The sequence below is a fragment of the Paraburkholderia sp. J12 genome (genome assembly GCF_905220215.1).
In the GTDB taxonomy this organism is placed as follows: Bacteria; Pseudomonadota; Gammaproteobacteria; order Burkholderiales; family Burkholderiaceae; genus Paraburkholderia.
The window spans coordinates 250,926-276,930 of sequence record NZ_CAJMZC010000010.1; the positions used below are offsets into that span (position 1 = coordinate 250,926).

Below are 26,005 nucleotides of genomic sequence, written 5' to 3' on the forward strand. Positions count from 1 at the left end.
TAGCGCGAGACCGATATCGATGAACAAAATAAAGTCGTCACCACTTCGCCAATCCATCCGTGCAGTCAGGGAGCACCGAGCACGTCAGGAGCCACGAGGCGCAGCGTTCTGCTTGATATCGAACGTGCCCGTCACAACGCCCTTGCTTCCACCAAGGGCGTTCTGCATTGTGCGCTCCTGCTTCAAGGGAGCGTCATTTGACATGCGCCCACTTCCTTGTGATAAAGCGAGCCGCGCCCCACACAACCACGGTGGACAGGAGGAACGAGAGCGCGATGATGATGTAAAAGTAGGCATCCAGGATTTGCTCTGCGCCATAGACACCAAAGAGCGCGCAAAGCGGCGCAACGAGGTTGGTCCCCTTATTGAAGAACCACGTGAGGCCATAGAGCCACGTGAAGAAGAACGTCAGGACGAACGTGGCAGTGCTGCACGCGAGCACGCGAAGGTATCTCATTTGACGTCCACGGTCCCGTAGGCGAAGCCTTTGCCGCCCGGCATTGGAATGCGGCTCGACGCCTTGAGCGCCGCGTGCAGGCGCCTGAATTGAGCTTGGTCGGTGAGTGTAATGCACCCTTCACTCAGATGCTCGGGGCCGACAGGATGCAACCGGAAGTTGCCGCGGCGAACGCCATGCACGAATACCCAATCATTCATCGTCTGCGCGCTATAGAGCGAGAACCACTGGCTCTTGTCCGTGCTCCACGTGCGCGCGCCGATAAAATCTCGCAGTTGCGAGAACACACCACCCGATCCGCGATCCACAATGTAGTAGCGCCCCGGCGGAATAGGCCCGACACCGGCAATCGCGATGTCAGATGGATTGTCCTTACCCGACTTATCCCCCGAGAATGCGGCAAAGTCACCGACTCCAGGGCAGTGGAGGGAGGACACGGCTCGCCCGTTGAGGGTAAACGTGCAGTAAATTGGCATAGATCAGAAGAATAATAGCGACCAATCAACGCTATCACCGCCCAATTACAAAAAGCGTAAAACAATGTCAGGCGCCTCAACGCGCGCGCTGATACACGACTTTCCGCCATTCGCATAGTGCGATGTAGTGCGAACCTGTGCGGCACCATTTTCAGGCAACGTGGGTCTCGGGAAACCTCAACCAATATTTTGGTGCGGAATATGTTAATCATCTCCTGCGTGGATTGATAGTTACGCTTTTCCTCATTTCTGAGTTCCGTGTATGTGCATGACCGGAAAGCAATGCAAAGGGTGGGATGAAATCGAAGATCGATGCTGCGCAGATGGTGGCTACGCACAGTGCCGTTACCGTTTGCTCGCATCGTTGCTGATCACCTGAAAGTCAGGCACACCGAGATCAACTACCCGTCTTCCAAGATCATTGATGGTGTACATCAGGCGATTTACCACAACGAAATTTTCGATGGACTATCGGCCGAGATTCAGTCAACCCTCATGTGCTTCTACCAAAGCGTTGGCACAACAGGCGCGCGCGTTATCACGGGTTATGGTTCCGACCTGCTCGGCAGCAGCGCCGAGCAGGTGCTTCGGTCGATGACGATCGTCGTAGCGTGCGTGCGCGCCATATCACGTCACCGATATGCCAGGCGGGACCACGGTATCGCCAAAAACCGCAGCCGATCCAATGGCCGATCCGTACACTTTGGCGTTGTCGCCGATCACCGCGGTGCCGGAGGCCTCGCCATAGAGGGTCGCTTTTCCCCGAATCACCGCATAACCCCGTATCACGCCGAACACCTGTGCGTCCTCCAGCACGCGGGCCTCGCCGTAGGCCAGCGCTTCGGCATGCACCCAGGCCGCGCCGTCGCGGCTCAGATTGGACTCGTCTTCGATAAACCCGCCTCGCTTGCCGTCCAGTGTTTCGATCCGGCGCAGCGTTTTGCCCTCCACTGTGCAGCTTTCATCCGTAAAACGGTATTGCATGGCTCTCTCCTGGTTGCGTGTTACGGCAAAGTATGCAAAGCCACTACTGTTGCGTAAAATGAAATTCGGTTAAAGATATATTGCGTCAAACGCACGATTGAAGATATGCCGAAACCCCTTCCCACCTTCGACCTGAACCTGCTGCGCGTACTCGATGCGCTGCTGGAAGCGGGCAGCGTAGTCGGCGCCGCGCAGCGTGTACATCTCAGCGCACCCGCAGTGAGCCGCGCGCTCGGGCGTTTGCGCGACATGGTGGGCGATCCCCTGATGGTGCGGGCCGGCCGCGGCCTCGTGCCAACGCCGCGAGCCGAGGCTCTACGCCCCCAGGTCCGCGCCCTGCTCGAGCAGGCGCAGCACATGCTCGCACCGGGCGCCCTCGATCCGGGCGGCCTGAAGCGGACCTTCGTGATTCGCGCGATGGACTCGTTCGCGACGACTGCCGGTCCCATCCTCGCGCAGCGTCTGCGCGAATCGGCGCCGAACGTGACGTTGCGATTCGTCTCGCAGGGGACCGAGGCGGTGGAACCGCTACGCAGCGCCGAAATCGACCTCGATATCGGCGTGATCGACGACACCGGGCCGGAAGTGAAGCGGCAGGCGCTCTATCGCGAGCACCTGGTCGGCGTGGCGCGGCGCGGTCATCCGCTCGTGGGCACAGGAAGGAAGCGGGTCGTCAACGCCGCGAAGTTCGCGGCCTGTGCGCAGGTTGCGATCGCACGCGTTTCGCCGCGCGGGCCGCTCGATGCAGCGCTTGCCGCGCGGGGGCTTTCCCGCAGCATTTCGCTCGTGGTTCAGCACGAGAATGCCGCCTTGCTCGCGGTGGCCGCCAGCGATCTCGTGACGGTGGTGGGAGCGTCGCTCGCGCGGCATGGTGCGAACCTCGGCCTGCCGATTGCCGTGTTCGAATTGCCTGTGAGCGTGCCGGACGTGCAGATTTCGCTGGCGTGGCACCCGCGTCTCGATGCGGACCGCGCGCATCGCTGGCTTCGCGATCTGATCCGCTCGGCCGTCGCCGCGCGTTAAGTTTTCTCGACGACCACCGTCAGCGCGGCGCTTTGCCGCCACGTTTCGGTTTGCGGTGAAACATTCGCGAAAAGATCTGGGTAAGCTCGGTGCAACCTCCACATCGAACGTCCTGACCCATGACCTTCACTCGCGACTTCTCCGCGCACCGCGTGCTGGCGGCCACCAGCATCAGCTACACCGTGGTCCTGCTCGATGCGTCGATCGTCAACGTGGCGCTCGGCGAGATCGGCCGTACGTTCGGCAGCCCTGTGTCCGGACTGCAATGGGTCGTCAACGCCTATACGCTGACCTTCGCGAGTCTGCTGATGACGGGCGGCACGCTCGGCGACCGCCTGGGCGCGCGCGACGTCTATCTCGCCGGGCTCGCGATCTTCGTGCTGGCTTCGGTGGGGTGCGGCCTGGCCCCGGACCTCGCGACGCTCACCCTGGCGCGTACCCTGCAGGGAATCGGTAGTGCAATGCTGGTGCCGTGCTCGCTCGCGCTGATCAACGGTGCATACCCCGACGCCTCCGGGCGGGCCGCGGCCGTGAGCGTGTGGATGGGATGCGGCGGGGTGGCCATGGCCGCCGGACCGCTCATCGGCGGGCTGCTGATCCATGCGCTCGGCTGGCGCAGCATCTTCTTCGTCAACGTGCCGGTGGGGATCGTCGGAATCTGGCTGACGCTTTTTGTCGATCGTGCCACGTCGAGCGCTACCGCGCGCCATTTCGACGTGAAGGGGCAACTTGCCGCTATCGTGGCGTTGGGCACATTGATCGGTGTACTGATCGAAGGGCCGGTGCTGGGGTGGCAATCGGCGCTGGTGCAGGCCGGGATCGCAACGAGTGTCGCGGCGTGGGTGGCGTTCTTTGTCATCGAAACGCGGGCGCGCAATCCAATGCTGCCGTTGCAGTTCTTTCGCAATGCGTTGTTTTCGGCCTCGACTTTCGTTTCGATGGCGTCGGCTTTCGTGTTCTACGGCATGCTGTTCACGTTCAGCCTGTACTACCAGCAGGTGCGCGGCTACTCGGCGCTCGAAACCGGGCTCGCATTCCTGCCGATGACGAGCATGGTGGCGGCCGGCGGTCTGATGTCGAGCCGCATCGTGAAGCAGGTGGGCGGCCGGCGGTCGATGTGTATCGCGTTCGGTTTGTACGCAGTGGGGGCGCTCGGCATGACGCTCTCCAACGCGACGTCGCCTTACTGGCTCGCAGCCGTACCGATGGTGCTGATGGGTCTCGCGTCCGGTTTTATCTCGCCGGCGGCAACTTCACCGGCGCTCGGCACAGTGGAAAAACGCCGCGCGGGTATTGCCTCGGCCGTATTGAACTCGGCGCGGCAAAGCGGATCGGCACTCGGTGTTGCGATCTTCGGTTCGTTCATCGCCACCGGACGCACATTCGCTCCGGCGATGACGCTGGTGCTCGGCGTCGTCGTGGCAACGTCGCTCGTAGCGGCATTCGTGTGGTGGGCAACGTCTGCCCCGGTGCCGGTCGAGCGCGGTCAGGTTTCCTGAGCGGACCCGCTCACCTCGGGCGGTCGCCTTCGAGCAGCCCGTAGAGCGCGCTGTCCGATACCTCTTCGTTCACCATCCAGCGCTCGCGCAGCAGCCCTTCGCGCACGAATCCCTGGCGCTCCAGCAGGCGCGCCGAAGCGAGGTTGCGCGGGTCGATATCGGCTTCGAGGCGGCGCAGCTTCATCGTGTCGAATGCATGCGCGATCAGTGCGGAGACCGCTTCGTTCATGTAGCCGCTGCCCCAGTGTCTGCGTTGCAGGCTGAAGCCGATTTCGGCGCGCCGGCACTGCTCGTCCACGCGAAAGAGCGCGCAGTCGCCTAACACCTCGCCGGTGGCCTGCGAGGTAAGCACGCAGATCAGATCCTCGCCGGCCGAGGACATTTTCGCCTTGCTTACCACGCGGTCTCTCGCCTGTTCGAGGCACGTCATCGGCGGGAACGAAAAATAACGCATGGCATCCGCGTCCGACCACATCGAGAAAAGCGGTACCGCATCTTCTTCGCGCAGCGGCCGTAGAACCAGGCGGGACGTGGTCAGCGTGACGGGAGTGAAAAACGGCATGAGAGCGTCTGGATGCGAAAATTGAAAGCTTTTATTAAAGCATGAGAGGCTCTCTGACAACAACCGTCTGTGCCGCCTGAAGCAAAAGGTATTGCAGCACAGCCTCACCGCGAAATAGATCTGCTCGTCGCACATCAAAGCATAAATGCACAAAAGCCATGAGCCGCCTCGCGGCGGCCCATGGTGTTCTCTAGACGACTCTACTAGTGCAAGCAGCACCGTTCAGTGTGCTCAGCTCCCCAGCGCGGGATCGCTATAGCTCGGCCGCCCCGTTTCCACGTGGCCGCCCAGACGCCGCACGAAGCTCGCATCGGTATTGACCGTGATCGTCAGGTCATACCAGCCGTGTGCGTTGCGCAGGTCCAGGTAGAGCAGGTCTTCGTCGCCGCCGCGCACCGTGTGCTCGATTTTCGCCGACGGATCGTAGGCGTTGGCGACCGTGAACTGACACGCCGCGCTGCCGGTGTTGGCTAGACGCAGCTCCAGATTGCCGTTGGCCACGTCATAGCCTTCCGCCACCTCCGGCCGTGCCGTGCCTTTGCCCGCCAGGCTGCCGGTCTGCTGCGTTCCGGCATAGCGGCGCAGGAAGCCGTTCGGCCCGAATACGCTGAAGTCGTACACACCCGAAGAAGCCACCGTCAACTGGTCCTCCAGGCGCTTGCCCGCTTCCACGGTGTACGAGCGCGGCGCCGTGCTGCTGCCCGTTTCGTACACGAGGAAGGCGGCACCCGCACGCCCGGTGTTGATGAAACGGATGCCTGATTCGCCTGTCACCGCACCCGCGCTGAAGCGCACGAAGAACTCGTAGGGCAGCGCGCGTGCGGGGCGCACGCCGGACTCCTGCTTCGGCAGGCTGCCCACGGCAGGCGGCGTCGGCACATAGTCCGGATGGCGGTTCTGGTCGGGTGGCACATAGCTGCTCGTGGAGGGCAGCGTCGGCAGGCCCTCGTTCGGCGTGGCGAAGTTGAACGCCGACATCAGGTCGCCGCACACCGCGCGACGCCACGGCGTGATGTTCGATTCCCGCAGGTCGTGATGCTCGCCGAAGCGTTTCTCGATGAAGCGGATCACAGAGGTGTGGTCGAAGGTCTGCGAGCACACCCAGCCGCCGCGCGACCACGGCGAAACGGCGATCATCGGCACGCGCGGGCCGAGGCCATACGGGCCTGCCGGGTACTGGCTGCTGCCCGCGAAGTACTCGTTCGCGGTCGAGACGGTGGAGAGGCCGTTCGCGCTGGTGGCCGGTGCGAACGGGGCGGCGACGTGATCGAAGAAGCCGTCGTTCTCGTCGTAGTTGACGAGCAGGACGGTCTTGCTCCAGAGATCCGGATTCGACGTGAGGATCTGCAGCACCTGGTCCACGTACCACGCGCCGTAGTTGGCGGGCCAGTTCGGGTGTTCCGAGTAGGCTTCCGGCGCGACGATCCAGGAAACCTGCGGCAGCGTATTGTTCTGCACGTCCTGCTTGAGGACGTCGAAATAGGTGCCGCCCGAGGAGACATTCGTGCCCGTGCGGGCGCGGTCGTAGAGCGGATTGCCGGGTTGCGCGTTGCGGTACTGGTTGAAGTAGAGCAGCGAGTTGTCGCCGTAGTTGCCGATGTACGGATTCTCGGTCCAGCCCCACGAGCCCTGGGCGTTGAGCCCCGTGCCGATGTCCTGATAGATCTTCCACGAGATGCCCGCGCTTTGCAGCACTTCGGGATACGTGGACCAGCCGTAGCCGAGCTCCGCGTTGTCGATCACGGGGCCGCCCCCGTTGCCGTCGTTGCCCACCCAGCCGGTCCACATGTAGTAGCGGTTCGGGTCGGTGGGCGCCATCGTCGAGCAATGATAGGCGTCGCAGATCGTGAAAGAATCGGCCAGCTGGTAGTGGAACGGGATGTCGTCGCGCGTGAGGTACGCCATCGTCGTCGGGCCCTTGGCCGGCACCCACTGGTTGTAGAGGCCACCGTTCCACGCCTGGTGCGTCGTGGTCCAGTCGTGCGCGAGGTCTTCGAGGAACTGCAGGCCGAGGTTCGGTGCCGTGGGGTGGAACGGCAGGACCTGGCCCGCGCCGCCGGTGCCCGGCTGGTTCCACACCGGCTGGCCGCCCGGCAGCGTGATGGCGCGCGTGTCGCCAAAGCCGCGCACGCCGCGCAGCGTTCCGAAGTAATGATCGAACGAGCGGTTCTCCTGCATCAGGATCACGATGTGCTCGACATCGCGAATGCTGCCGGTGCGGTTGTTGGCGGGAATGGCGAGCGCGTTGCGAATGCCGGGGGGCAGCATCGTCAGCGCGGAGGCCGATCCCACGGTCATGGCGGCGGCACGCAAAAAGTCACGGCGGGTTCTCGTAGTCATTCGTTCTTCCAGTCGTTCTCGGGGGTGGGCAAACGCGCGCGGCTCGCCGGCGTCGCCGGTCGGCCAGGCGCGGGCTGGGACTTCAATCTGCGGTGTGAATCACGGGTGTGACGAGCGGATCGATACCCGGGCTGCCGTCGGCCGGCGCCTGGGCGGGAGTGCGTACGGCGAGCGCAGGGAGCGCGACGTCGCTTGCGCCCGCATTCGCCTCCATGCTTTGGCCCGCGCTTTTGCCGGTTGCGGGCGCGCCGGGGGCGTCGTCGAAGGCTGCGATCGTGTTCGCGGCCTCGTGCGCCTTGCCGCCAGAGAGTTCGCGCGCGGCGGAGTCGGTGAGCGTGGCGCGGTCGTCGTCATGCCCGTTGCATGCGGCGGTCGCGCAGAGCACCAGCACGGCGGCGAACACTGCTGGCGCGCGCAACGATCGGGCATTGAAAGGCATTCGCAAACGTTTGCGCGGCAAGCTCCGCGTTGGAGCGCTTCTCCGCACGAATCGGGCAGTCATGCATGTCTCCAGCCAGTGCTCGACCCGCCGATCGGGCAGCGGGTCAAGCAGCGGGTCGAGCCAGTCTGGCAGCGCACTGGCAGCACACAGCGGCGCCGCGGCAAGACCCGGTAATAGTTGGTAAGGAACGGCAGACCAACGCCGGAGGATAGCGAAGCTGCTTTTAAGATTTATGACGCGAACGCGTCTGGGGAGATTTTCTTAGTGAGGAAGATCCGTCTCGCCGGGTGCCGGCGCGCGCATCGCACGCCACGCCACCCACGCGGAAGCGAAGCCCGAGGCCGCGCCCACCACCAGGGCCCAGCGCGGCCCGAGATGATCGGCCACCCAGCCTACGATCGGCGCGCCGATGGGCGTGCCGCCCAGCGCCACGGCCAGCCGGATCGCCAGCACGCGGCCGCGCATGGCCGGTTCGGTGGAGAGTTGCATCAGGCTGTTGGTGGTGGTCGTGAAGGTGAGCGCGGCAATGCCGATCGGCACGAGTGCCGCGCCGAACCAGCCATAGCCGGGCGCGACGGCCGCCAGCGCACAGCCGGTCCCGAAGAGTGCGGATGCAACGAGCAGCGACTCGAAGCGCGGCTTGCTGCGCTTTGCGCCGAACAGCGCGCCGGTCACCGTGCCCACGGCCATCAGCGAAGAGAGCAGGCCATAGCCGCCCGCATTGGCGTGAAAAACGCTCACGGCCATCGTCGAGATGAAGATCGGGAAATTCAGACCGAAGGTGCCGATCAGCGCGAGCATGAAGATGATCGCCTTGAGGTCCGGCCGCGACCACACGTAGCGGAATCCCGCCGTCATGCTGCCGCGCGCGGGGTGGGCATGATCGCGCACGCGCAGGTCCTGGATGCGCAGGCGCGTGAGCGAGAACAGCACGGCGACGAACGAGAGGCCGTTGAGCACGAACGCCCAGCCCACGCCTACCGAAGCGATGACGAGGCCCGCCACCGCGGGGCCCACCATGCGGGCGGCATTGAACGAGGTGGAGTTGAGCGCGACCGCGTTGGCCAGATCGCCGTCGCCGACGAGCTCCGATACGAAGGTCTGCCGCACGGGCGAGTCGAGCGCCGTGGTGCAGCCGAACAGGAACGCGAAGGTATAGACCTGCCAGAGTTGCACGACACCGGAGATGGTCAGCACGCCGAGCCCGAGCGAGAGCGCGCCGAGCGTCGCCTGCGTGAGCATGAGCAGCCTGCGTTGATCGAGGTGGTCGGCGGCATAACCGGACCAGGGCAGCAGGAGCAACTGCGGCCCGAACTGCAGGCCCATGACGATGCCCACGGCGGCGGCGCTATGATGCGTGAGGCCCGTGAGCACGAGCCAGTCCTGCGCCGTGCGCTGCATCCACGTGCCGATGTTGGAGACGAGCGCGCCCGCGAACCACACCCGGTAGTTGAAGCGGCGCAGCGAGCGGAACATGCCGTCTTCGGACACCCTCATGCAGGCTCCGGCGCAGGCATGCGCAGGCCGGCTCTCGCCTCAGTGCTTGCGGATTCGGGTAGGGCGCCGTGGCGGATCATGCCCGCATTGTAGAAGATATGCGCGCAAGGCAAAACGCACCTTCACCGGATCGCCCCGCTTTGGCGTTAAGATCATTCGCGCGACGGCAGGGCGGCCGCATGCAGGACCCACCGAAGGACCCACGATGCAGACCACCGTACTCACCGACTGGCAGCAGTTCATGGCGCTGACCACGCAGCTCGACGGCTGGGCGTTTCGCGGCCAGCAGAACGCGGCCTGGCAACTGGAAAGCTCGCTCTCGCGCACCATGCGCGACTACGTGCAGGACCGCGGCCAGTGGCGCTCGCGCGAGGAGCGGGCGATTCGCGTGTTCCGGCGCAAGGCGCACAACTTTCTCGCGCATCCCGCACTGCTGGGCGACGACCTGCGCTGTCTCGCGCTGATGCAGCACCACGGCGCGCCCACGCGCCTGCTCGACTTCACGAAGAGCCCGTTCGTGGCCGCGTTCTTCGCACTGGAGCGCGCGACCGGCGACGCCGCCGTGTTCGCGCTGAACACCCCGGCGCTCTGGAACAACCGCGCGCTGCCCCGGGCGAACCCCTTGCTCACGCGCGACGTGATCGATCCGCGCGCGCACGACAACTTCCAGCAGTACTTCTTCTCGAACACCAACGAGATCCTGTGGTCAGGCGAGCCCACGGAAATGGACGACCGGCTCGTGGCGCAGTCGGGCACCTTCGTCGTGCCGGGCGTGATCGACAAGTCGTTGCAGGCGATCCTGGACGGCTACGAGAGCAGCGAGGAACTGCTGCACAAGATCGTGCTGCCCAAGACCATGCGCATGGACGCGATGAAGTGGCTGTACCGGATGAACATCACGAACGCCTCGCTCTTTCCGGGCCTCGACGGCCTTGCGCGCTCGATTGCGGTGGAGCTGGAAATCGTCTGGTCGGGGCTCGTGACGTCGCCCTGAGTCGTCTTGCTCGTCTTGCCTGCTGCCGCTTCGCTAGCGCGATGCGCGCAGCATGACGGGTTCGAGCAGATTGCACAGTGCCTTCAGGGTGAGCGGCCGCGAGAACCAGTAGCCTTGCGCTTCGTCGCAACCCATCTCGCGCAGCGCGTCGGCCTGACCGGCCGTCTCTACGCCTTCGGCTGTCACGGCAAGGCCCAACCCGTGCGCCATCGAAACGATCGCCTGAACGAGCGCCGCGCTGCGCGTATCTTCGGTCATGCGCATCACGAATGCGCGGTCGATCTTCAGCCGGTTGATGGGCAGGCGCGCGAGATAGGCGAGACTCGAATAGCCGGTGCCGAAGTCGTCCACGGCCACTTCGATGCCCGAGGCCCGCAACGCCTGCAGCGTGCTCACGGTCCGCTCGGCATCGCCCATCAGGACGCTCTCGGTGATCTCGATTTCGAGCTGCGATGGCACGAGTGCCGCCTTCTGCAAGGCGGCCTCGATCGAGGCGACGAGATGCGGATTCGCGAATTGCTGGGCCGAGACGTTCACGGCCACGTGCGGCAGCGCGCCCGTGAGCCGCTGCGCGTAGCTCGTCTCGCGGCAGGCGGTGGCCAGCACCCAGTCGCCGAGCGCGTGGATCATGCCGGTCTGCTCGGCCACGGGGATGAACTCCCCGGGGCTCACGAGGCCGAGTTCGGGATGACGCCAGCGGATCAAGGCCTCCGATCGCGAGACTTCGCCGGTGCGCAGCGAGACGCGCGGCTGATAGTGCAGGAACAACTGGCTCGTGTTGAGCGCGCGGCGCAGCCCTTTCTCCAGCTCGATCGTTCGCGTGGCCCGGCGCTCGAGCGCGAGCGAGAAGCGGCAGAGCTGGCTCTTGCCTGCCCGTCGCGCCTCGGAGAGCGCCACGCCGGCGCGGCGGATCAGCAGGGCCGCATCGTTTCCGTCCTGCGGCCAGGAGGCCGCGCCGATGCTCAGGCTCACGGGCGGCCACGCGCCGCGCTCGCTCTGCGCGCATCCCGCGCCGTTGGCGGCCTCGTGGCTCTCCTCGTGCCCGGCATGCAGCCGCGCGGCCAGATCGCTCACGCGGGATTCGCCGCCGGGAAAGACCAGCGCGAACTGGTCTCCGCCGATCATCCCCACCGCCGCTTCGCCCCCCGCCAGCCGGCGCAGCCGTTCGCCCGCGAGCGCCAGCACGAGGTCGGCACCTTCCGGGCCGAGCGCGGCGCGCGTGAGATCGAGATCGTCGATTTCGGCCACGCAGACGGTAAGCGGTGTCTCGTCGCGGCGGCTTCGGGCGAGCGCGAGTTCCAGGCGCTCGACGAAGAGCTCGCGGTTCGGCAACTGCGTGATGGGGTCGTGATAGGAGACGTACCAGAGGCGCGCCTCGGTATGGGCATGGCGCGACATGTCCACGGCCACGCCGACGTAACGCGGGGCAGGCGCGGCGCCGGGATCCGCCGGTCGCACGCTCGAAGCCGGCAGCGGCGCGAGCTGAAACGAAACCGGCACGCGCGTGCCGTTGCGGCGCACGTAGGTCCACTCGGCGCGCTGGCGCGCGAGCGCCTCGATCGACACCCCGTCGCGAGAAGGCGCGATGCGCCGCAGAAGTTCGGCCGGGTCATGCAGGGCGATGCACGTGAGCTTGCCGACGAGTTCTTCGCCGGAGAAGCCGGTCAGCTGCTCGTACGCCGGGTTGACGTGCGTGAAAATGCCTTCTGCGTCGCAGAGGAATGCGCCGTAGGGTCCGGCGAGGAAGGCGGACTCGTAAAGGCTGTGGCTAGGCATGCCGTTCTTCGCGGGCCGGGTTTCGTTGGCGTGTGGTGCGCCGGGGCGGGCGGCGCGCCGTGTCTCATGCAGGACGCGTGCCAATGCGCTCGGGCCCGGAGTGCGGGCGGCCCGCGAGCGGTTGAAGGGCGGCTCAAGGACGCCCGCGCGGCTACTCGGCCGGGATCCCGGCCACGATACGAAGCGCGTCCGTACCGTGTTGCGCTGTGCTACGTAACGCTGCCGCGCACACCGCGCTGGATGTTACGTAACCGCCCCCGGCGCGCGTGGCAGGTTTGTGTAGACCCGCGCTCAAGCGTCCGGGTGGCCGGTCCCGAAAAGCGCATTGAGTTGCGCGCCCGAGGCATTGCCCTCGAAGCCGTCGAAGCGGCCTTCGACGAGCGCCTGGGCGGCACGCATGAAGCCGCCCCAGGCGGCCCGGGCGAGCGCACCGCCCACGCTCACGCGCCGCACGCCCATTGCGGCGAGCGCATCGAGCGTGAGCGGCGATGCCGAGCCCACCAGCACGTTGACCGGCTTCGGCGCAACCGCGGCGACCACGGCTTCGATCTGCTCGCGGGTGTGGATACCCGGTGCGTAGAGGCAATCGGCGCCGGCCTCGGCGTAGGCCGTGAGCCGGCGAATCGTCTCGTCCAGATCGACCTCTCCGGTGATTACATGCTCCGCGCGCCCGACGAGCAGCGTGTCGCCACCCTGCGCGTCGATGGCGCGCCGAGCGGCGGCGATGCGGGCCACGGCGGCGTCGAGCGGAAAGAGCGGTTCCGCCTCGTTGCCGGTCGAATCTTCGATGGAGAGGCCCGCCACGCCGGTCTGCACCGCGAGCGCGACGCTCTCCCCAACCGCGTCCGGATCCTTGCCGAAGCCGCTCTCGAAGTCGGCGTTCACGGGCAGGTCGGTGGCGCTCACGATCGCGCGCAGGTGGGCGAGCACCCTCTCGCGCGTGACCGAGTTGTCGGCGTGCCCCGTGGACCATGCGAAGCCGGAGCTCGTGGTGGCGAGAGCCTTGAAGCCCTGTTGCTCCAGATAGCGGGCGCTGCCCGCGTCCCACGGGTTGGGCAGCAGGAAACAGCCGGACTCGTGCAGCGCGCGGAAAGCGGCGCGCTTTTCTGCGGTGGTGCGGGGCATGAAGGGTCTCCAGATTGGATGGATGAGGCGGGCGGAACAGGCATCGCCCCACGAGGATAAGCGCAAGCTGCCATGGCGCGCCCACGATTGCCCGAGTTTGCCGGTTTACGGGCACTTTACACAGACGAATGCCCTGTATACGGGAATTCGTTTAAAGAGCAGTGCAGCATGCGCCGATAGCAAAAGTGACACCGAAGCCTACTGACTGGACATCATGCTGAAAAAATTGACCGTGTTGCAGAAACTGCTGGTTACCTTCGGCGCCGTGGCGGTGATCGGCGCCGCCTGCGGGGGCGTGGGCATCGCGACGCTGTCGCGCATGTACGGTTTGACGCGCGATGTCGCGCACGACCAGGTGCAGGGCATCTATCTCCTGAGCGAGATTGCGCGCAACAAGCTCTCCACCGACCTCGACGCCGCCAATCTCGGCTACGCGAAAACCGACGCCGCGAAGCAAGGCTTGATCGACGACATCCGCGTCAAGCTGGGCGCACTCGACGACTCCATGCGCCAGTACGGCGCGATCGCGAACCAGAGCGACGAAGGCCAGGCACTCTATGCCGAGCTGCAACGCACCAACGACGGCTGGGAGCCGATCGTGAAGCAGGAGGCCGGCTTCACGCCGCTCGCGCCGCAATATGCGGATCACGATCTGCTCGTGCACGACGCGATTGCGGCGAGCGACAAGATGAAGACGGCCATTGCGAAGCTGGCGGCTTACCGCAAGCAGCGCGCGGACGAAGCGGCCCAGAATGCGGCCAGCCTCTACGCCAACATGAGCATCCTGCTCTCCACGCTGGTGGTGACAGGCTTCGCGGCGAGCATGGCATTCGGCTTTTTCATCGCACGCCAGTTGCAGCGCCAACTGGGCGGCGAGCCCTCCGAGGCGCAAGCCGTGGCGCGCGAAATCGCCGACGGCAATCTGGCCTCCCGCGTGACGCTGCGGGCAAAGGACACGACGAGTCTGATGGCGGCGCTGGCTTCCATGCAGGAGCGCTTGCGCGAGATCATCGGCACGATCCAGGTGTCGAGCGATTCCATCGTGAACGCGTCGGGCGAAATCGCGCGCGGCAATCTCGACCTGTCGCAGCGCACCGAAGAGCAGGCCGCCTCGCTCGAAGAAACCGCGGCGAGCATGGACGAGCTCACTTCCACGGTGAGCGCCAACAGCGCCTTCGCCGCCGACGCGTTGCGTCTTGCCGAGCATTCGTCGCACGCCGCGACGGACAGCGGCTCGGCCATGCAGGAGCTTTCGGGCAGCATGGAATCGCTCGTGAGCCATGCGAGCAAGATCACGGAGATCATCGCCACCATCGACGGCATCGCTTTCCAGACCAATATCCTCGCGCTGAACGCCGCCGTGGAAGCGGCGCGTGCGGGCGAGCAGGGCAAGGGCTTTTCCGTGGTGGCGGGCGAAGTGCGCAGCCTCGCGCAAAAGAGCGCGGTGGCGGCCAAGGAGATCAAGCAGTTGATCGACACCACCACGCGCGACATCCGCAGCGGCTCGCAGGTCACGCAACGCACGGCCGAATCGATGGGGGCCGTGCGCAGCGCCGTCGAGCGCGTGGCCGCGCTCATGCGCGACGTGACGGCGGCCTCCGACCATCAGAGCACCGGGATCGGCCAGATCAATCAGGCGATGCGGCAGATGGATTCCGTCACGCAGCAGAACGCGGCGCTCGTGGAGCAGGCCGCCGCCGCGGCCCAGAGCATGAGCGAGCAGGCGGGCGCGTTGCGGCAGAGCGTGTCGGCATTCCGCCTGCATTGAACGCGGGCGGCACGCTCAAAGATAGATAGCGAGCAGGGCGACGATGATCGCAGCGGCCGCCATCAGCAGCGCGGCGAGCCAGGGAGAGGCTCGCGCGGGCACACGAATCGCCGCAGGCAGGCGCTTGCGGCCCGTGAGCATGGGCCGCAGCAGATTGTGGCCTTTCGCGAGGGCATAGACCGCGATCGCGCAAACGTGCAGTACGACTGCACCCAGCAGCACGTCCCAGCCCCAGGCGTGGAAGGCGGCGATGAAATTCGCCATGCTTGCCGGCACGAATTCGGAGAGCGGGCCTTCGTCGGCGATGTCGTTGTAGTCGTAAAGGCCGCTCAGCGTTTCGGCCAGCAACAGCGCGAGCAGGAAGAGCACCATCCAGCCGCCCGCCGCGTTGTGTCCTACCTGCACGTCCGGCTCGCGCCGGAACAGATGCCGCAGGTGGCGCCAGGCCGCCCAGGGGGATGCAACGAAACGCCCAAAGCGCGCGGTCTCGCTGCCGGCCATGCCCCACATGAGCCGGAACAGCACGAGCGCGAGCAGCGTCTCGCCCAGCCGGACATGCCACTGCATCCAGTTCAGGCGCTGGGTGGCCCAGCAGCCCGCCACCAGCAACACCGTCAGCCAATGGAAGAGCCGCGTGGGGAGATCCCAGACGCGCACGCTACGCGCGCCGGCGGTATCGGGACGTTCGGCGGCCATGGGCGGACGCTGGGGACGCGGGGGACAGTTAAGGCCGGCTTCAGGCCTGCGCCAGGATCTGCTCGATGGCCCGCTCGAAAGCGTCCACCGGCTGGCCGCCCGTGACCAGATAACGGTCGTTGAAGATGATCGACGGCACCGACTGGATGCCCATCGCCTGAGCTTGCTGCTCTTCGGCGCGGACTTCGTCGGCGTAGAGGCCGCTTTCCAGCACCTCGCGCGCCTTCGCGGCGTCCAGCCCCACGGACTGCGCGGCTTCGACCAGCACGGCGCGATCGCTCGGGTCCTTGCCCTCGCCGTGGTAGGCGCGCAGCAGCGCGAGCTTGAGCGGCAACTGCTTGCCTTCGAGGCCCGCCCAGTGCAGCAGGCGGTGAGCGTCGAAGGTGTTGTAGGCGCGTTCGCGCGGGCCGAATGCGAAGCCGACTTCGGCGCCGCGCTCGCGAATCATGGCCTGGGTTTCGGCGATCTGCTCGGGCGTGCGGCCATACTTCTTGCCGAGATACTCGACGATCGATTCGCCGCCCGGTTCCATCTGCGGGTTCAGTTCGAAAGGGTGCACGACGATCTGCGCATCGACCTTGTCGCCGAGGTGCTCCAGGGCGCGTTGCAGCGAGGACAAGCCGATCGCGCACCACGGGCACGCGATATCGGAGACGAAGTCGATCTTGAGGGGTTGTTTCATGGCGAATCCTATGTCTGTGTGCCTGGTCGTATCGGCCCGATTAGGGGATCGCTCCGATACAACCTCAACGCACAGGGTAGCCTGAAACGACGCGCCTTGCAGGGCGCCACGCCGCGCGGGCGCGATCGACGTCGGGGCTGCGATACGCCGATTCGGGAATGTCCGAGAGCCGCGACACATGCACCTGGCCGCCCGACAGCCCGTAAAACTTCTGGAAGCTCATGATGAGCGGATTCCATTTGTCCGGATCGATGCGGTTGGGCTGGCCGTCCATCAGCAGGTCGGCGCGAACGTGCACGCGCGTCACGCGCAGCTCGAAGAGCTCGATCGCGCCGCGCAGGTCCGGGGCGTCGTCGGCGAGCCCGTGGCGCGCGGCGACGGTCGCTTCGAGGTGGATCGGGCACTCCTGCGCGCGCGGCGCGCCCACCGTCTGCGAGTCGAGCGGCGTGAGCCCCGCGCGGCCGAACTTGTCCGGCTCGAACGTGTAGCCGCGCGCCAGCTTGCGCGCGGGCACCGGATTCGAGCCCGTGGTGCGCGCGATGCGGTCCACGGCGCCGGCTTCGTCGGCCGAGGGCAGGTTCAGCGTGCATTCGCCAGTGCGCTTCAGATTGGCCGTGGTTTTCGAGGCGGCCGAAATGCCGATGACGCAGCGCCAGCCCAGCCAGAACGCCGACGAAATGGGCGCGAGGTTCGCGCCGCCGTCGTCGTTGCAGGTACCGACCAGCACGACGGGCGTGCCGAAATAGAGAATGGCGGGTTCGCTCAAAAGGTGGGAGGAGGACATGCCTGGGCCTTGTGGTGAGTGGGTGTGAGGCCAGTTTCGTTCGCCGGGCCCCGGCCTGCACTCCAGTTCTTGCGTTGTCGTTCGGGCCAGGCAGGCCATGCGGACAAGACGCGCGGGAAGCCGGAGAAGGCGTGCGCTATCATGCTGCGCGGCCCGCAAGCCGCGCGCCCTCAACCCGTGACGCCCAATCCTTACCGCGATGCTGCCTATCTCACTCTCCGGCGGACTGCTCTATCCCCATCTCCAGGCGCTGGGCCCCGCGGCGCTCGCCGGCATCGCGTTCGCGCTGGTGCTGGGCGGCATGGTGAAGGGCGTGACGGGCATCGGCGTGCCGCTCGTCGCCATGCCCATCCTCACGCACTTCATGCCGGTCAAGGAGGCCGTGCTGCTGCTCTCCATGCCGATCATTCTCGGCAATATCCCGCAGGCGATCGAAGGCGGCGAGATCCTGCCGACCGTGCGGCGCATCGCGGCGCCGCTCGTCGGCACCGTGATCGGCAACGTCGTGGGCGTATGGGTGCTGATCTCGCTCGAGCCGCATCACGCGCAATTCGCTTCGGGCCTCGTGCTGATTCTCGCGGCCGCGTTGCTGCTGGCGTCGCCGAGACTCACGCTCGCGCCCGCGCTGGTGAAGCCGGTAGGTCTCGTGCTGGGCTTCGGCGCGGCGCTCATGGAAAGCATCGCCTCGGTGCCGGGCCCGCTGCTCGCCATGTACCTGATCGCAACCGGCGCGACGGGCCGGGCCTTCACCAGGCAGATTGCCATCATTCTCGTCGTCTCGATCGTCACGCTGCTCACCACCTTCAGCAGCGGCGCCCACGCGAATGCGACGGATCTCGCCATCTCCGCCGCGGCCAGCCTGCCGGCCATCGCGGGCATGTGGCTCGCGCGGCCGCTGCGCGACGGGCTGCATCCGCTCGCCTTTCGCATGGTCGTGCTCGTGTGCGTGCTGGCCGCCGCGGTGCAGATGATCTGGAAGTCCGGCGTGCTCTGAAGCCGGAGCCGGCACGCGTCCCGCGCAAGCTTTCATCAGCCTTAAAGCGCCTCGGACAAGCATCAGAGCCTGCGATAATTCGAATCCGGATTTGCGATTTTTCCGATGACACGCGATCCTCTACGATGGAGGCATCGCAGCCAGCGTCCGGCTTCGCCGGCCGAAGCAGACTTCGGAGAAACGATGGAACACAAGGCCCGCACTCAGGACGAGCAACTCGAAGTCAAGACGACGACCTGCTACATGTGCGCGTGCCGCTGCGGCATCCGCGTGCATCTGCGCGACGGCGAGGTGCGCTATATCGACGGCAATCCCGAGCACCCGCTCAACCAGGGCGTGATCTGCGCGAAGGGTTCTTCGGGGATCATGAAGCAGTACTCGCCCGCGCGCCTCACGCAACCGCTCATCCGCAAGCCGGGGGCGCTGCGCGGCACGGCGCAGTTCGAGCCGATCTCGTGGAGCGACGCCTTCGATCTGCTCGAAAAGCGTCTTGCGCATCTGCGCGCCACCGATCCCAAACGCTTTGCGCTCTTCACCGGGCGCGACCAGATGCAGGCCTTGACGGGCCTCTTCGCCAAACAGTTCGGCACACCGAACTATGCGGCGCACGGCGGCTTCTGTTCGGCGAACATGGCCGCGGGCATGATCTACACGATGGGGGGATCGTTCTGGGAGTTCGGCGGCCCGGACCTCGACCGCGCGAAGCTCTTCTTCATGATCGGCACGGCCGAGGATCACCACTCGAATCCGCTGAAGATCGCCATTTCGAAGTTCAAGCGCGCGGGTGGCCGGTTCATCGCGATCAACCCGGTGCGCACGGGCTACGCGGCCATTGCCGACGAGTGGGTGCCCATTCGCCCCGGCACCGATGGCGCGCTTTTCATGGCGCTCATGCACGAGCTGATCGGCCAGAACGCTTACGACCACGAGTTCGTGGCGCGCTACACGAACGCGGCGGAACTGCTCGACCTGCGCGAGACGAGCGAGACCTATGGGCTCTTCCTGCGCGACGAAACCGCGGACGAGAGCAACCGCCTCTTTCCGCAGAACCACCTGTGGTGGGACCTCGAAACGGACCGCGCGGTGCTGCATCACACCCCGGGTGCGCGAGCCGCGCTGGACGGCCGCTACACGCTGGCGGACGGCACGCCGGTGGCGCCCGCCTTCGCGCTGCTGCGCGAGCGCGTGGCCGGCTGCACGCCCGAATGGGCGGCGGAGATCACGGGCATTCCCGCCGCTACGATCCAGCGCCTCGCACGCGAGATGGCCGAAGTCGCACGCGATCAGCAGATTAGCCTCCCGATACGCTGGACCGACGCCTGGGGCGAAACGCACGAAACGGTAACGGGCGCGCCCGTGGCGTTCCACGCGATGCGCGGACTCGCCGCTCACTCGAACGGCTTCCAGACCACGCGCGCGCTAGCGGTCCTGATGTCGCTGCTCGGCACCATCGACCGGCCTGGCGGCTTTCGCCACAAGTCGCCGTTTCCGCGCGCGGTGCCGCCTTCGGCCAAGCCGCCCAACAGCCCCAACGACGTGCGTCCGGACACGCCGCTTGCCACCGGGCCGCTGGGCTGGCCGGCCGCGCCCGAGGATCTCTTCGTGGACGACGAGGGCGGCCCGGTTCGCATCGACAAGGCCTTCTCGTGGGAATACCCGCTCGCCGTGCACGGGCTCATGCATAGCGTCATCACGAACGCGTGGCGCGGCGACCCGTATCCCATCGACACGCTGCTGATCTTCATGGCCAACATGGCATGGAATTCGTCGATGAACACCGTGGAGGTGCGCAAGATGCTGGCGGACCGCCACGAGAACGGCGAGTACAAGATTCCGTTCCTCGTGGTGTGCGACGCGTTCCAGTCGGAGATGACCGCGTTCGCCGATCTCGTCCTGCCCGACACCACGTACCTGGAACGTCACGACGCCATGTCGATGCTCGACCGGCCCATTTCGGAATTCGACGGACCGGTGGATTCCGTGCGCGTGCCGGTGTTGCCGCCCACGGGGGAATGCAAGCCGTTCCAGGAAGTGCTGATCGAATTGGCCGGACGCCTGAAGTTTCCCGCGTTCACGACCGCGGAGGGCCAGCGCAAATACCGCGACTACCCCGATTTCGTCGTCAATCACCAGACTTCGCCCGATTCCGGCGTGGGCTTTCTGATCGGCTGGCGCGGCAAGAACGGCGACGCCGCACTGGTGGGCGAGCCCAATCCGCGACAGTGGGAGCTGTACGCGGCCAACAACTGCGTCTATCACTACACGCTGCCCGAAACCCTGCAATACATGCGCAATTGCAACGGGCCCTATCTGCAGTTCGCGGTCGAGAAGGGCTTTCGCAAGTTCGACGAGCCTATCGTCATCGCGCTTTATTCCGACGTGATGCAGAAGTTCCGGCTCGCCGCGCAGGGTAAGACGAAAGGACGTCAGCCCCCCGAACATTTGCGCGAACGCGTGGCCACCTACTTCGATCCGCTGCCGTTCTGGTACGCCCCGCTCGAACGCGAAGAGACCGACACGGCGCGCTATCCGCTCGCGGCCGTCACGCAGCGCCCGATGGCGATGTACCACTCGTGGGACTCGCAGAACGCATGGCTGCGCCAGATACACGGCGAGAACTATCTCTATGTGAATCCGCGCACGGCCGCGGCCCAGGGTATCGAAGACGGCGCCTGGATCCATGTGGAATCGCAATGGGGCAAGGTGCGTTGTCTCGCCCGCTATAGCGAGGCGGTGGAGCCGGGCACCGTGTGGACCTGGAACGCCATCGGCAAGGCAGCCGGTGCGTGGCAACTGGGCGCGGACGCAAACGAATCGCAGCGCGGCTTCCTGCTCAATCACCTGATTACCGACGAGTTGCCCGCTACCGACGCCCGACCCTGGCGCCTCTCGAATTCGGATCCCGTGACGGGGCAGGCGGCGTGGTACGACGTGCGCGTGCGCATCTACCCGGCCGAAGCCGGCGCGGATCGCACGCTGCCGCAGTTCGATCCCGTGCGGGGCATGCCCGGCGTGGTGGGGGAAGGCGAAGCAAAGGGCGGTGTCATTCACCGCACGATACAGGCGTATTTCGCAGGGCGCGGCGAATTCGCCGCGCGTCTGCGTGCAGCATCGAAACGGCGAAAGGCACCCCCTTCCTGACAACGGGAGTTTGCTATGACCCAGATGGCCCTCGTCATCGACCTCAACGTATGCGTGGGTTGCCACGCATGCGTGACGAGTTGCAAGGAATGGAACACTTCGGGCGAAGCAGGCAGCCTCGCCGACCTGAACCCCTACGATGCCGATCCGTCCGGCACGTTCTTCAACCGCGTGCAGACGTTCGAGGCCGGCGAATTCCCACTTGCGGATACGATCCACTTTCCGAAGTCGTGCCTGCACTGCGAGGATCCGCCGTGCGTGCCGGTGTGTCCGACCGGGGCAAGCTACAAGCGCAAGGAAGACGGCCTCGTGCTGGTCGATTACGACCGCTGCATCGGCTGCAAGTATTGCGCGTGGGCCTGCCCCTATGGCGCGCGGGAACTGGACGAAGGCCGCAAGGAGATGACCAAGTGCACGCTGTGCTCGGACCGCATCCATAACGAAGCGCTGCCCGAGCGCGACCGCAAGCCGGCCTGCGTGCTCGCGTGCCCGACCTCGGCGCGGCTCTTCGGCGACATTCACGATCCGGACTCGGTGGTCTCGAAGGCGATTCGCGAGCGCGGCGGCTATCAACTCATGCCGGAGTGGGAGACGCGGCCCTCGAACCATTATCTGCCGCGCAAGCCGGTGGCTTCATGCGGAAGCGGATGCGGTTGTGCAGGAGCAGGCGAGGGTGGGGCATCGTCGCTCGAAGACGACGAATTGCACCTCGCGTCGATTGCAAAGCGCATCGGATAGACCCGGGTGCCGGAAGGAGATCGAATTTGAAACCTGCATTTTCCGTCGTATTCCTGACGACCCTGAGCGGAGCAGGGCAGGGATTGCTCATCACGCTTGTTGCCGTGGAGGCGGCGGTCCGGCTCGGCTTCGTCACTGCCGATAGCGTGCCGGCCGCGTTTTATGTCGCCGGTGCGGCGCTCGCGTGCGTGCTGGGAGCCCTGGGACTGCTCGCCTCGTTTTTCCACCTGGGGCATCCCGAGCGCGCCTGGCGGGCTATCGCCATGTGGCGCACGTCCTGGCTGTCTCGCGAATGCCTGTGTTTGCCGGCCTTCCTCGGCTGTGCGTTCGCATTCGGCCTCGCGCATGTGCTGAACTGGCCTTATACGTTGGCTATCGGCGGACTGGGCGTGCTGGCGAGCGCGCTGCTCTTCGTCTGCACCGGAATGATCTACGCCTGCCTGCGCTTCCTTCAGGAATGGGCGACGCCGCTCACGGTCGTGAATTTCGCGCTGCTCGGCTGCGCTTCGGGCGCCACGCTTGCCGTTGCCTGCGCGGCCTGGTTCGTACCCGGGCTCATCGCGCCGCTCGCGGCACTCGCCTGCCTGCTCACGCTTGCAGGCGGCGTTTCGCGCGGCGCCTCGCTGGTCCGCAACGCACGCCTGCGACCGAAGTCGACGGTTCAAAGTGCCACGGGCATCCGGGCTGCGCGCGTGGTGCAGCAGTCGCGCGGGTTCACCGCCGGGGCGTTCAACCTGCGCGAGTTTTTTCATGGCAAGACGCCGGAGACGCTACGCCGCGTGAAGTGGATCTTCATCGTGGCCGCCTTCGTCGTGCCGTTTTGTCTGGTGGCGCTGGGCGGCAGCCTGCGTCTGCCGGTGGCCGCGCTGACGCTGCTATGGCTCGCGGCTGCGATCCAGTACGCGGGGCTCGTAGCCGAGCGCTGGTTCTTCTTCGCGGAAGCGCGGCATCCGCAGAATCTCTACTACCGTCAGAGTTGAGAACGGCGCACCGTCCGTGCCGCGGCAATCGCGCAAGGGCTACGCCAGGTAGCCCGTGATTGTTTCGGATCGTTAATCCTGCACGGCCTTCACCCAGTTACGCGGCGTTTGCCCCGAGACTCCGGGGTTGCCGTTAACCACTCCCACGCTTTACCCATTCTTGACATGCAGCACGGCCGCAGCCTTTAACGGCGCGGCGGTTGCCCGTTTTTTGAGCATCCCTCCTTTCCTTCCTTTGGGCGGCCTTTACGCACGACGGCAAGAACGCGAAGCGCCAGAGGACGCTCAAGCCTGAGGAAACCCCAATAGCACGAAAAGTTGTCTATACAATACGATGAAATCGCTGACCGCAAAGATTCATCACCATCCATCGCCTCGATTTATTGGGAGGAACTCGTGATCGCGTCGTCCAGAGTAAGTCATTTGATTTCAAAGTTGTCTACTCTACTCGGCGTAGCTTGACGCAAGCCAAATATTCGCGATCGAGTGGCTCGCAGCGCGCCAGCGGCTGGATTTCCCGGGCGGCCTGAAACGACGGCCGCCTCTGAAACCGCACGCCACATTCCGCGGCAAGCGGCCCGCTTTAAAGAGGGAGCCGCGAGAAAAGACGGGATATATCCGCCTATCCGACGCGCAATCGGAACGGGCGGCCCCGTGACATTACGGAGACAAAATGGACAATCTGCAACGCAATCTCGGAGCACGGCATATCCGGTTCCTGGCCATCGGCTCGGCTGTCGGGACGGGGCTCTTTTATGGTTCGGCGTCAGCGATTCAGCTTGCCGGCCCAGCGGTCATTCTTGCGTATATTCTCGGCGGCGCGGCGGTGTACATGGTGATGCGGGCCCTCGGCGAGATGGCCGTGCGCAATCCGGTATCGGCTTCATTCGGACGGTACGCAGCCGACTATCTCGGCCCGCTTGCCGGGTTTCTCACCGGCTGGACCTACATTCTCGAAATGATCATTGTCGGACTGGCCGACGTCACGGCCTTCGGCATCTACATGGCGTTCTGGTTTCCGGGTGTGCCGCAGTGGATCTGGGTACTGGCCATCGTCATCCTGATCTGCGGCCTGAACCTGTGCAATGTCAAATTCTTCGGCGAACTCGAGTTCTGGCTTGCGCTGGCAAAGATTCTCGCCATCGGTGCGATGATCGTGGGCGGCGCCGCCATCCTCGTTCTGGGTGTCAGCATGAACGGCGAACATGCTGCCGGATTGACGAATCTCTGGTCGCATGGCGGGTTCTTCCCGCACGGCAGCGCAGGACTTGTCGCTTCGCTTGCGGTGGTGATGTTTGCCTACGGCGGCGTGGAAATTATCGGCATAACCGGGGGCGAAGCCAAAAATCCCGAGGTCGTTCTCCCCAGGGCCATCAATGCGGTGCCCGTGCGCATCCTGCTGTTTTACGTGTTGACCATGGTGGTCCTCATGGCTGTGTTCCCGTGGAGCGGGATCGACGGCAAGGGCAGCCCGTTCGTGCAGATTTTCTCCGGCCTCGGTATCCGGTCCGCTGCCACCATCCTGAACATCATCGTGATCTCGGCCGCGGTCTCCGCCATCAACAGCGATATTTTCGGCGCATGCCGCATGATGTATGGCATGGCGAAGCAAGGGCAGGCACCGCGCATCTTCGCGCGCACATCGCGAGTCGGCGTGCCCTGGGTGACCGTGCTCGTCATGGCCGTGGCACTGCTCGGCGGCGTGCTGCTGAACTATCTGGATCCGGACCACATCTTCCTGATCATCGCGTCGCTTGCGACGTTCGCGACTGTCTGGGTCTGGCTGATGATTCTCCTTTCTCAGCTTGCAATGCGCCGGCGCCTGTCAGCCGACGAGGTGCGGGCGCTGAAGTTCAAGGTGCCGATGTGGCCCGTCGGTCCTGGGCTTGCAATTGCCTTCATGCTCTTCGTCATCGGCATTCTGGGCTACGGGGAAGATACCCGGATGGCCCTCTACGTAGGCGCTGGCTGGATTGCACTGGTCTCCGCCGGTTGGTACGTTTTCGGCAGGCGCAACAGCGTAAAGCTTCTTGCAGAGGAGGCGAGAACGCAGTAAAGCCAGCGCAATACCGTTCCCATCCCATGGCACGCCAACCCGAAAGGGCAGACGTGCCAATCCGCTGCATTCTGTTCGCACCGTCCTCCAGTTCCTTTATCGCTTCAGTCGTTTACGGCTCCGGTGTATCAGGCTGTCTTGCTGCGATAGAACCAGCCTATGCTGGGATGCCAACAATCACAAAGTTGGCTATACAAATAGGCAAACCCACAAACAATCAACGATCGGTGTCGTTACTGAGAAATGCGTTAGCCCAACGACTGAAAAACACCGTAATTTATGTATTCTTAGTACTTTATCCGGGTATACGTACAGCCCTCCTAACTTGTATATACAAGATGGAGGGGTTAATCTCCCATCATCTTGTACAGACAACTTTAAAGAAATGATTACTCTGACTCCCGGCCACCTGACCCTGCCTCAACTGCGCCAGATCGCGCGCCAGACGGATCAACATCCGGTGAAGCTCGAACTCGATCCCGCGAGCTTCGCCGCCATCGACGCGTGCGCGCAGGCCGTTGCGGAAATCACGGCGAAGGGCGAGCCCGCCTATGGCATCAACACGGGCTTCGGGCGTCTTGCCAGCACGCATATTCCGCGCGACCAGCTCGAACTCCTGCAGCGCAACCTCGTGCTCTCGCACGCCGTGGGCGTGGGCGAGCCGATGGCGCGTCCGGTCGTGCGCCTCCTGATGGCACTGAAGCTTTCGAGCATGGGCCGAGGCCACTCGGGCATCCGCCGCGAGGTGATGAACGCGCTGATTACGCTCTTCAACGCCGACGTGCTGCCCGTGATTCCCGTGAAGGGTTCGGTGGGCGCTTCCGGCGACCTCGCGCCGCTTGCGCATATGTCTGCGGTGTTGCTGGGCGTGGGAGAAGTGTTCGCGAAGGGCGAGCGCATGAGCGCGGAGGAGGGGCTGCGCCTGGTTGGCCTCAAGCCGCTCGCGCTGCAGGCGAAGGAAGGCCTGGCGCTGCTCAACGGCACGCAGGCA

General features: G+C 65.2%; 22 protein-coding genes and 1 pseudogene. 11 read left to right on the forward strand and 12 right to left on the reverse strand.

All coding sequences use genetic code 11. The annotated features are described in order from the left end of the window. Positions 1-193 precede the first annotated feature (193 nt). Entirely contained in the window at positions 194-457 is a 264-nt protein-coding gene (locus tag U5760_RS21655; protein ID WP_322014343.1) for a hypothetical protein, read from the reverse strand. Beyond that, positions 454-894 carry a DUF2778 domain-containing protein gene (locus tag U5760_RS21660; protein ID WP_322014344.1) on the reverse strand — a complete coding sequence of 147 codons (441 nt, stop codon included), beginning with the start codon at positions 892-894 and terminating at the stop codon, positions 454-456. The genes U5760_RS21655 and U5760_RS21660 overlap by 4 nt, the downstream gene beginning before the upstream one ends. 351 nt (positions 895-1,245) lie before the next feature. Here U5760_RS21660 and U5760_RS31705 point away from each other — a divergent pair. After that, positions 1,246-1,485: pseudogene (locus tag U5760_RS31705) on the forward strand (asparagine synthase-related protein); the annotation flags it as partial. A gap of 75 nt (positions 1,486-1,560) precedes the next feature. Here U5760_RS31705 and U5760_RS21665 read toward each other — a convergent pair. Continuing rightward, positions 1,561-1,917 carry a hypothetical protein gene (locus U5760_RS21665; RefSeq protein ID WP_322014345.1) on the reverse strand — a complete coding sequence of 119 codons (357 nt, stop codon included), beginning with the start codon at positions 1,915-1,917 and terminating at the stop codon, positions 1,561-1,563. Positions 1,918-2,022: 105 nt separating this feature from the next. Between U5760_RS21665 and U5760_RS21670 the strand changes: the two genes are divergently transcribed. Together U5760_RS21670 and U5760_RS21675 are read left to right on the forward strand one after the other, a co-directional pair. After that, entirely contained in the window at positions 2,023-2,940 is a 918-nt protein-coding gene (locus U5760_RS21670; RefSeq protein ID WP_322014346.1) for a LysR family transcriptional regulator, read from the forward strand. Between the two features lie 119 nt (positions 2,941-3,059). Further along, on the forward strand, positions 3,060-4,439 hold the full coding sequence (locus U5760_RS21675; RefSeq protein WP_322014347.1) for an MFS transporter: 1,380 nt from the start codon (positions 3,060-3,062) through the stop codon (positions 4,437-4,439). A gap of 10 nt (positions 4,440-4,449) precedes the next feature. Here U5760_RS21675 and U5760_RS21680 read toward each other — a convergent pair whose 3' ends face one another. The 4 genes from U5760_RS21680 to U5760_RS21695 all read right to left on the reverse strand — a co-directional run bounded on the left by U5760_RS21680 (position 4,450) and on the right by U5760_RS21695 (position 9,280). Then, entirely contained in the window at positions 4,450-5,001 is a 552-nt protein-coding gene (locus U5760_RS21680; protein WP_322014348.1) for a GNAT family N-acetyltransferase, read from the reverse strand. 231 nt (positions 5,002-5,232) lie between these two features. Continuing rightward, positions 5,233-7,341, reverse strand: coding sequence for a phosphocholine-specific phospholipase C (locus tag U5760_RS21685; protein ID WP_322014349.1), 2,109 nt, complete (start codon positions 7,339-7,341; stop codon positions 5,233-5,235). Between the two features lie 82 nt (positions 7,342-7,423). Beyond that, complete coding sequence (locus U5760_RS21690) at positions 7,424-7,780, reverse strand: hypothetical protein (RefSeq protein ID WP_322014350.1); 357 nt, start codon at positions 7,778-7,780, stop codon at positions 7,424-7,426. A 264-nt stretch (positions 7,781-8,044) separates the two neighbouring features. Beyond that, positions 8,045-9,280 (reverse strand): MFS transporter, encoded by a 1,236-nt coding sequence (locus U5760_RS21695; RefSeq protein ID WP_322014351.1) that lies wholly within the window; start codon positions 9,278-9,280, stop codon positions 8,045-8,047. Between the two features lie 205 nt (positions 9,281-9,485). Here U5760_RS21695 and U5760_RS21700 point away from each other — a divergent pair, with 205 nt between their 5' ends. Continuing rightward, positions 9,486-10,274, forward strand: a complete 789-nt coding sequence (locus U5760_RS21700) for an FRG domain-containing protein (protein ID WP_322014352.1) — start codon at positions 9,486-9,488, stop codon at positions 10,272-10,274. Positions 10,275-10,307: 33 nt separating this feature from the next. On the opposite strand, the gene U5760_RS21705 is transcribed toward U5760_RS21700, so the two are convergent. Both U5760_RS21705 and U5760_RS21710 read right to left on the reverse strand, forming a co-directional pair. Continuing rightward, entirely contained in the window at positions 10,308-12,050 is a 1,743-nt protein-coding gene (locus U5760_RS21705) for an EAL domain-containing protein (protein WP_322014353.1), read from the reverse strand. A gap of 291 nt (positions 12,051-12,341) precedes the next feature. Continuing rightward, positions 12,342-13,175, reverse strand: coding sequence for an isocitrate lyase/phosphoenolpyruvate mutase family protein (locus U5760_RS21710; RefSeq protein ID WP_322014354.1), 834 nt, complete (start codon positions 13,173-13,175; stop codon positions 12,342-12,344). A 214-nt stretch (positions 13,176-13,389) separates the two neighbouring features. Here U5760_RS21710 and U5760_RS21715 point away from each other — a divergent pair, with 214 nt between their 5' ends. Then, entirely contained in the window at positions 13,390-14,943 is a 1,554-nt protein-coding gene (locus U5760_RS21715) for a methyl-accepting chemotaxis protein (protein WP_322014355.1), read from the forward strand. 15 nt (positions 14,944-14,958) lie between these two features. Here the strand turns inward: U5760_RS21715 and U5760_RS21720 are convergent, their stop codons facing one another. From U5760_RS21720 to U5760_RS21730, 3 genes are all read right to left on the reverse strand, one after another. Further along, complete coding sequence (locus U5760_RS21720) at positions 14,959-15,639, reverse strand: cytochrome b/b6 domain-containing protein (protein ID WP_322014356.1); 681 nt, start codon at positions 15,637-15,639, stop codon at positions 14,959-14,961. A gap of 40 nt (positions 15,640-15,679) precedes the next feature. Then, positions 15,680-16,321 (reverse strand): DsbA family oxidoreductase, encoded by a 642-nt coding sequence (locus U5760_RS21725; protein WP_322014357.1) that lies wholly within the window; start codon positions 16,319-16,321, stop codon positions 15,680-15,682. Between the two features lie 64 nt (positions 16,322-16,385). Then, the gene (locus tag U5760_RS21730) at positions 16,386-17,105 is read right to left on the reverse strand and encodes a flavin reductase family protein (protein WP_322014358.1); all 720 of its coding nucleotides are present in this window, start codon (positions 17,103-17,105) and stop codon (positions 16,386-16,388) included. Positions 17,106-17,304: 199 nt separating this feature from the next. On the opposite strand from U5760_RS21730, the gene U5760_RS21735 reads away from it, so the two are divergent. The 6 genes from U5760_RS21735 to U5760_RS21760 all read left to right on the forward strand — a co-directional run. Beyond that, positions 17,305-18,099: a sulfite exporter TauE/SafE family protein gene (locus tag U5760_RS21735; protein ID WP_322014359.1), complete on the forward strand. Its 795-nt coding sequence runs from the start codon at positions 17,305-17,307 to the stop codon at positions 18,097-18,099. Between the two features lie 183 nt (positions 18,100-18,282). Next, positions 18,283-21,240, forward strand: coding sequence for a molybdopterin oxidoreductase family protein (locus U5760_RS21740; protein ID WP_322014360.1), 2,958 nt, complete (start codon positions 18,283-18,285; stop codon positions 21,238-21,240). Between the two features lie 15 nt (positions 21,241-21,255). Beyond that, complete coding sequence (locus tag U5760_RS21745) at positions 21,256-21,978, forward strand: 4Fe-4S dicluster domain-containing protein (protein ID WP_322014361.1); 723 nt, start codon at positions 21,256-21,258, stop codon at positions 21,976-21,978. A 26-nt stretch (positions 21,979-22,004) separates the two neighbouring features. Further along, the gene (locus tag U5760_RS21750; protein ID WP_322014362.1) at positions 22,005-22,958 is read left to right on the forward strand and encodes a dimethyl sulfoxide reductase anchor subunit family protein; all 954 of its coding nucleotides are present in this window, start codon (positions 22,005-22,007) and stop codon (positions 22,956-22,958) included. Between the two features lie 673 nt (positions 22,959-23,631). Continuing rightward, the gene (locus U5760_RS21755) at positions 23,632-25,014 is read left to right on the forward strand and encodes an amino acid permease (RefSeq protein WP_322014363.1); all 1,383 of its coding nucleotides are present in this window, start codon (positions 23,632-23,634) and stop codon (positions 25,012-25,014) included. A gap of 385 nt (positions 25,015-25,399) precedes the next feature. After that, positions 25,400-26,005: aromatic amino acid lyase (locus U5760_RS21760; protein ID WP_322014364.1), on the forward strand; the 606-nt coding region annotated here is incomplete at its 3' end.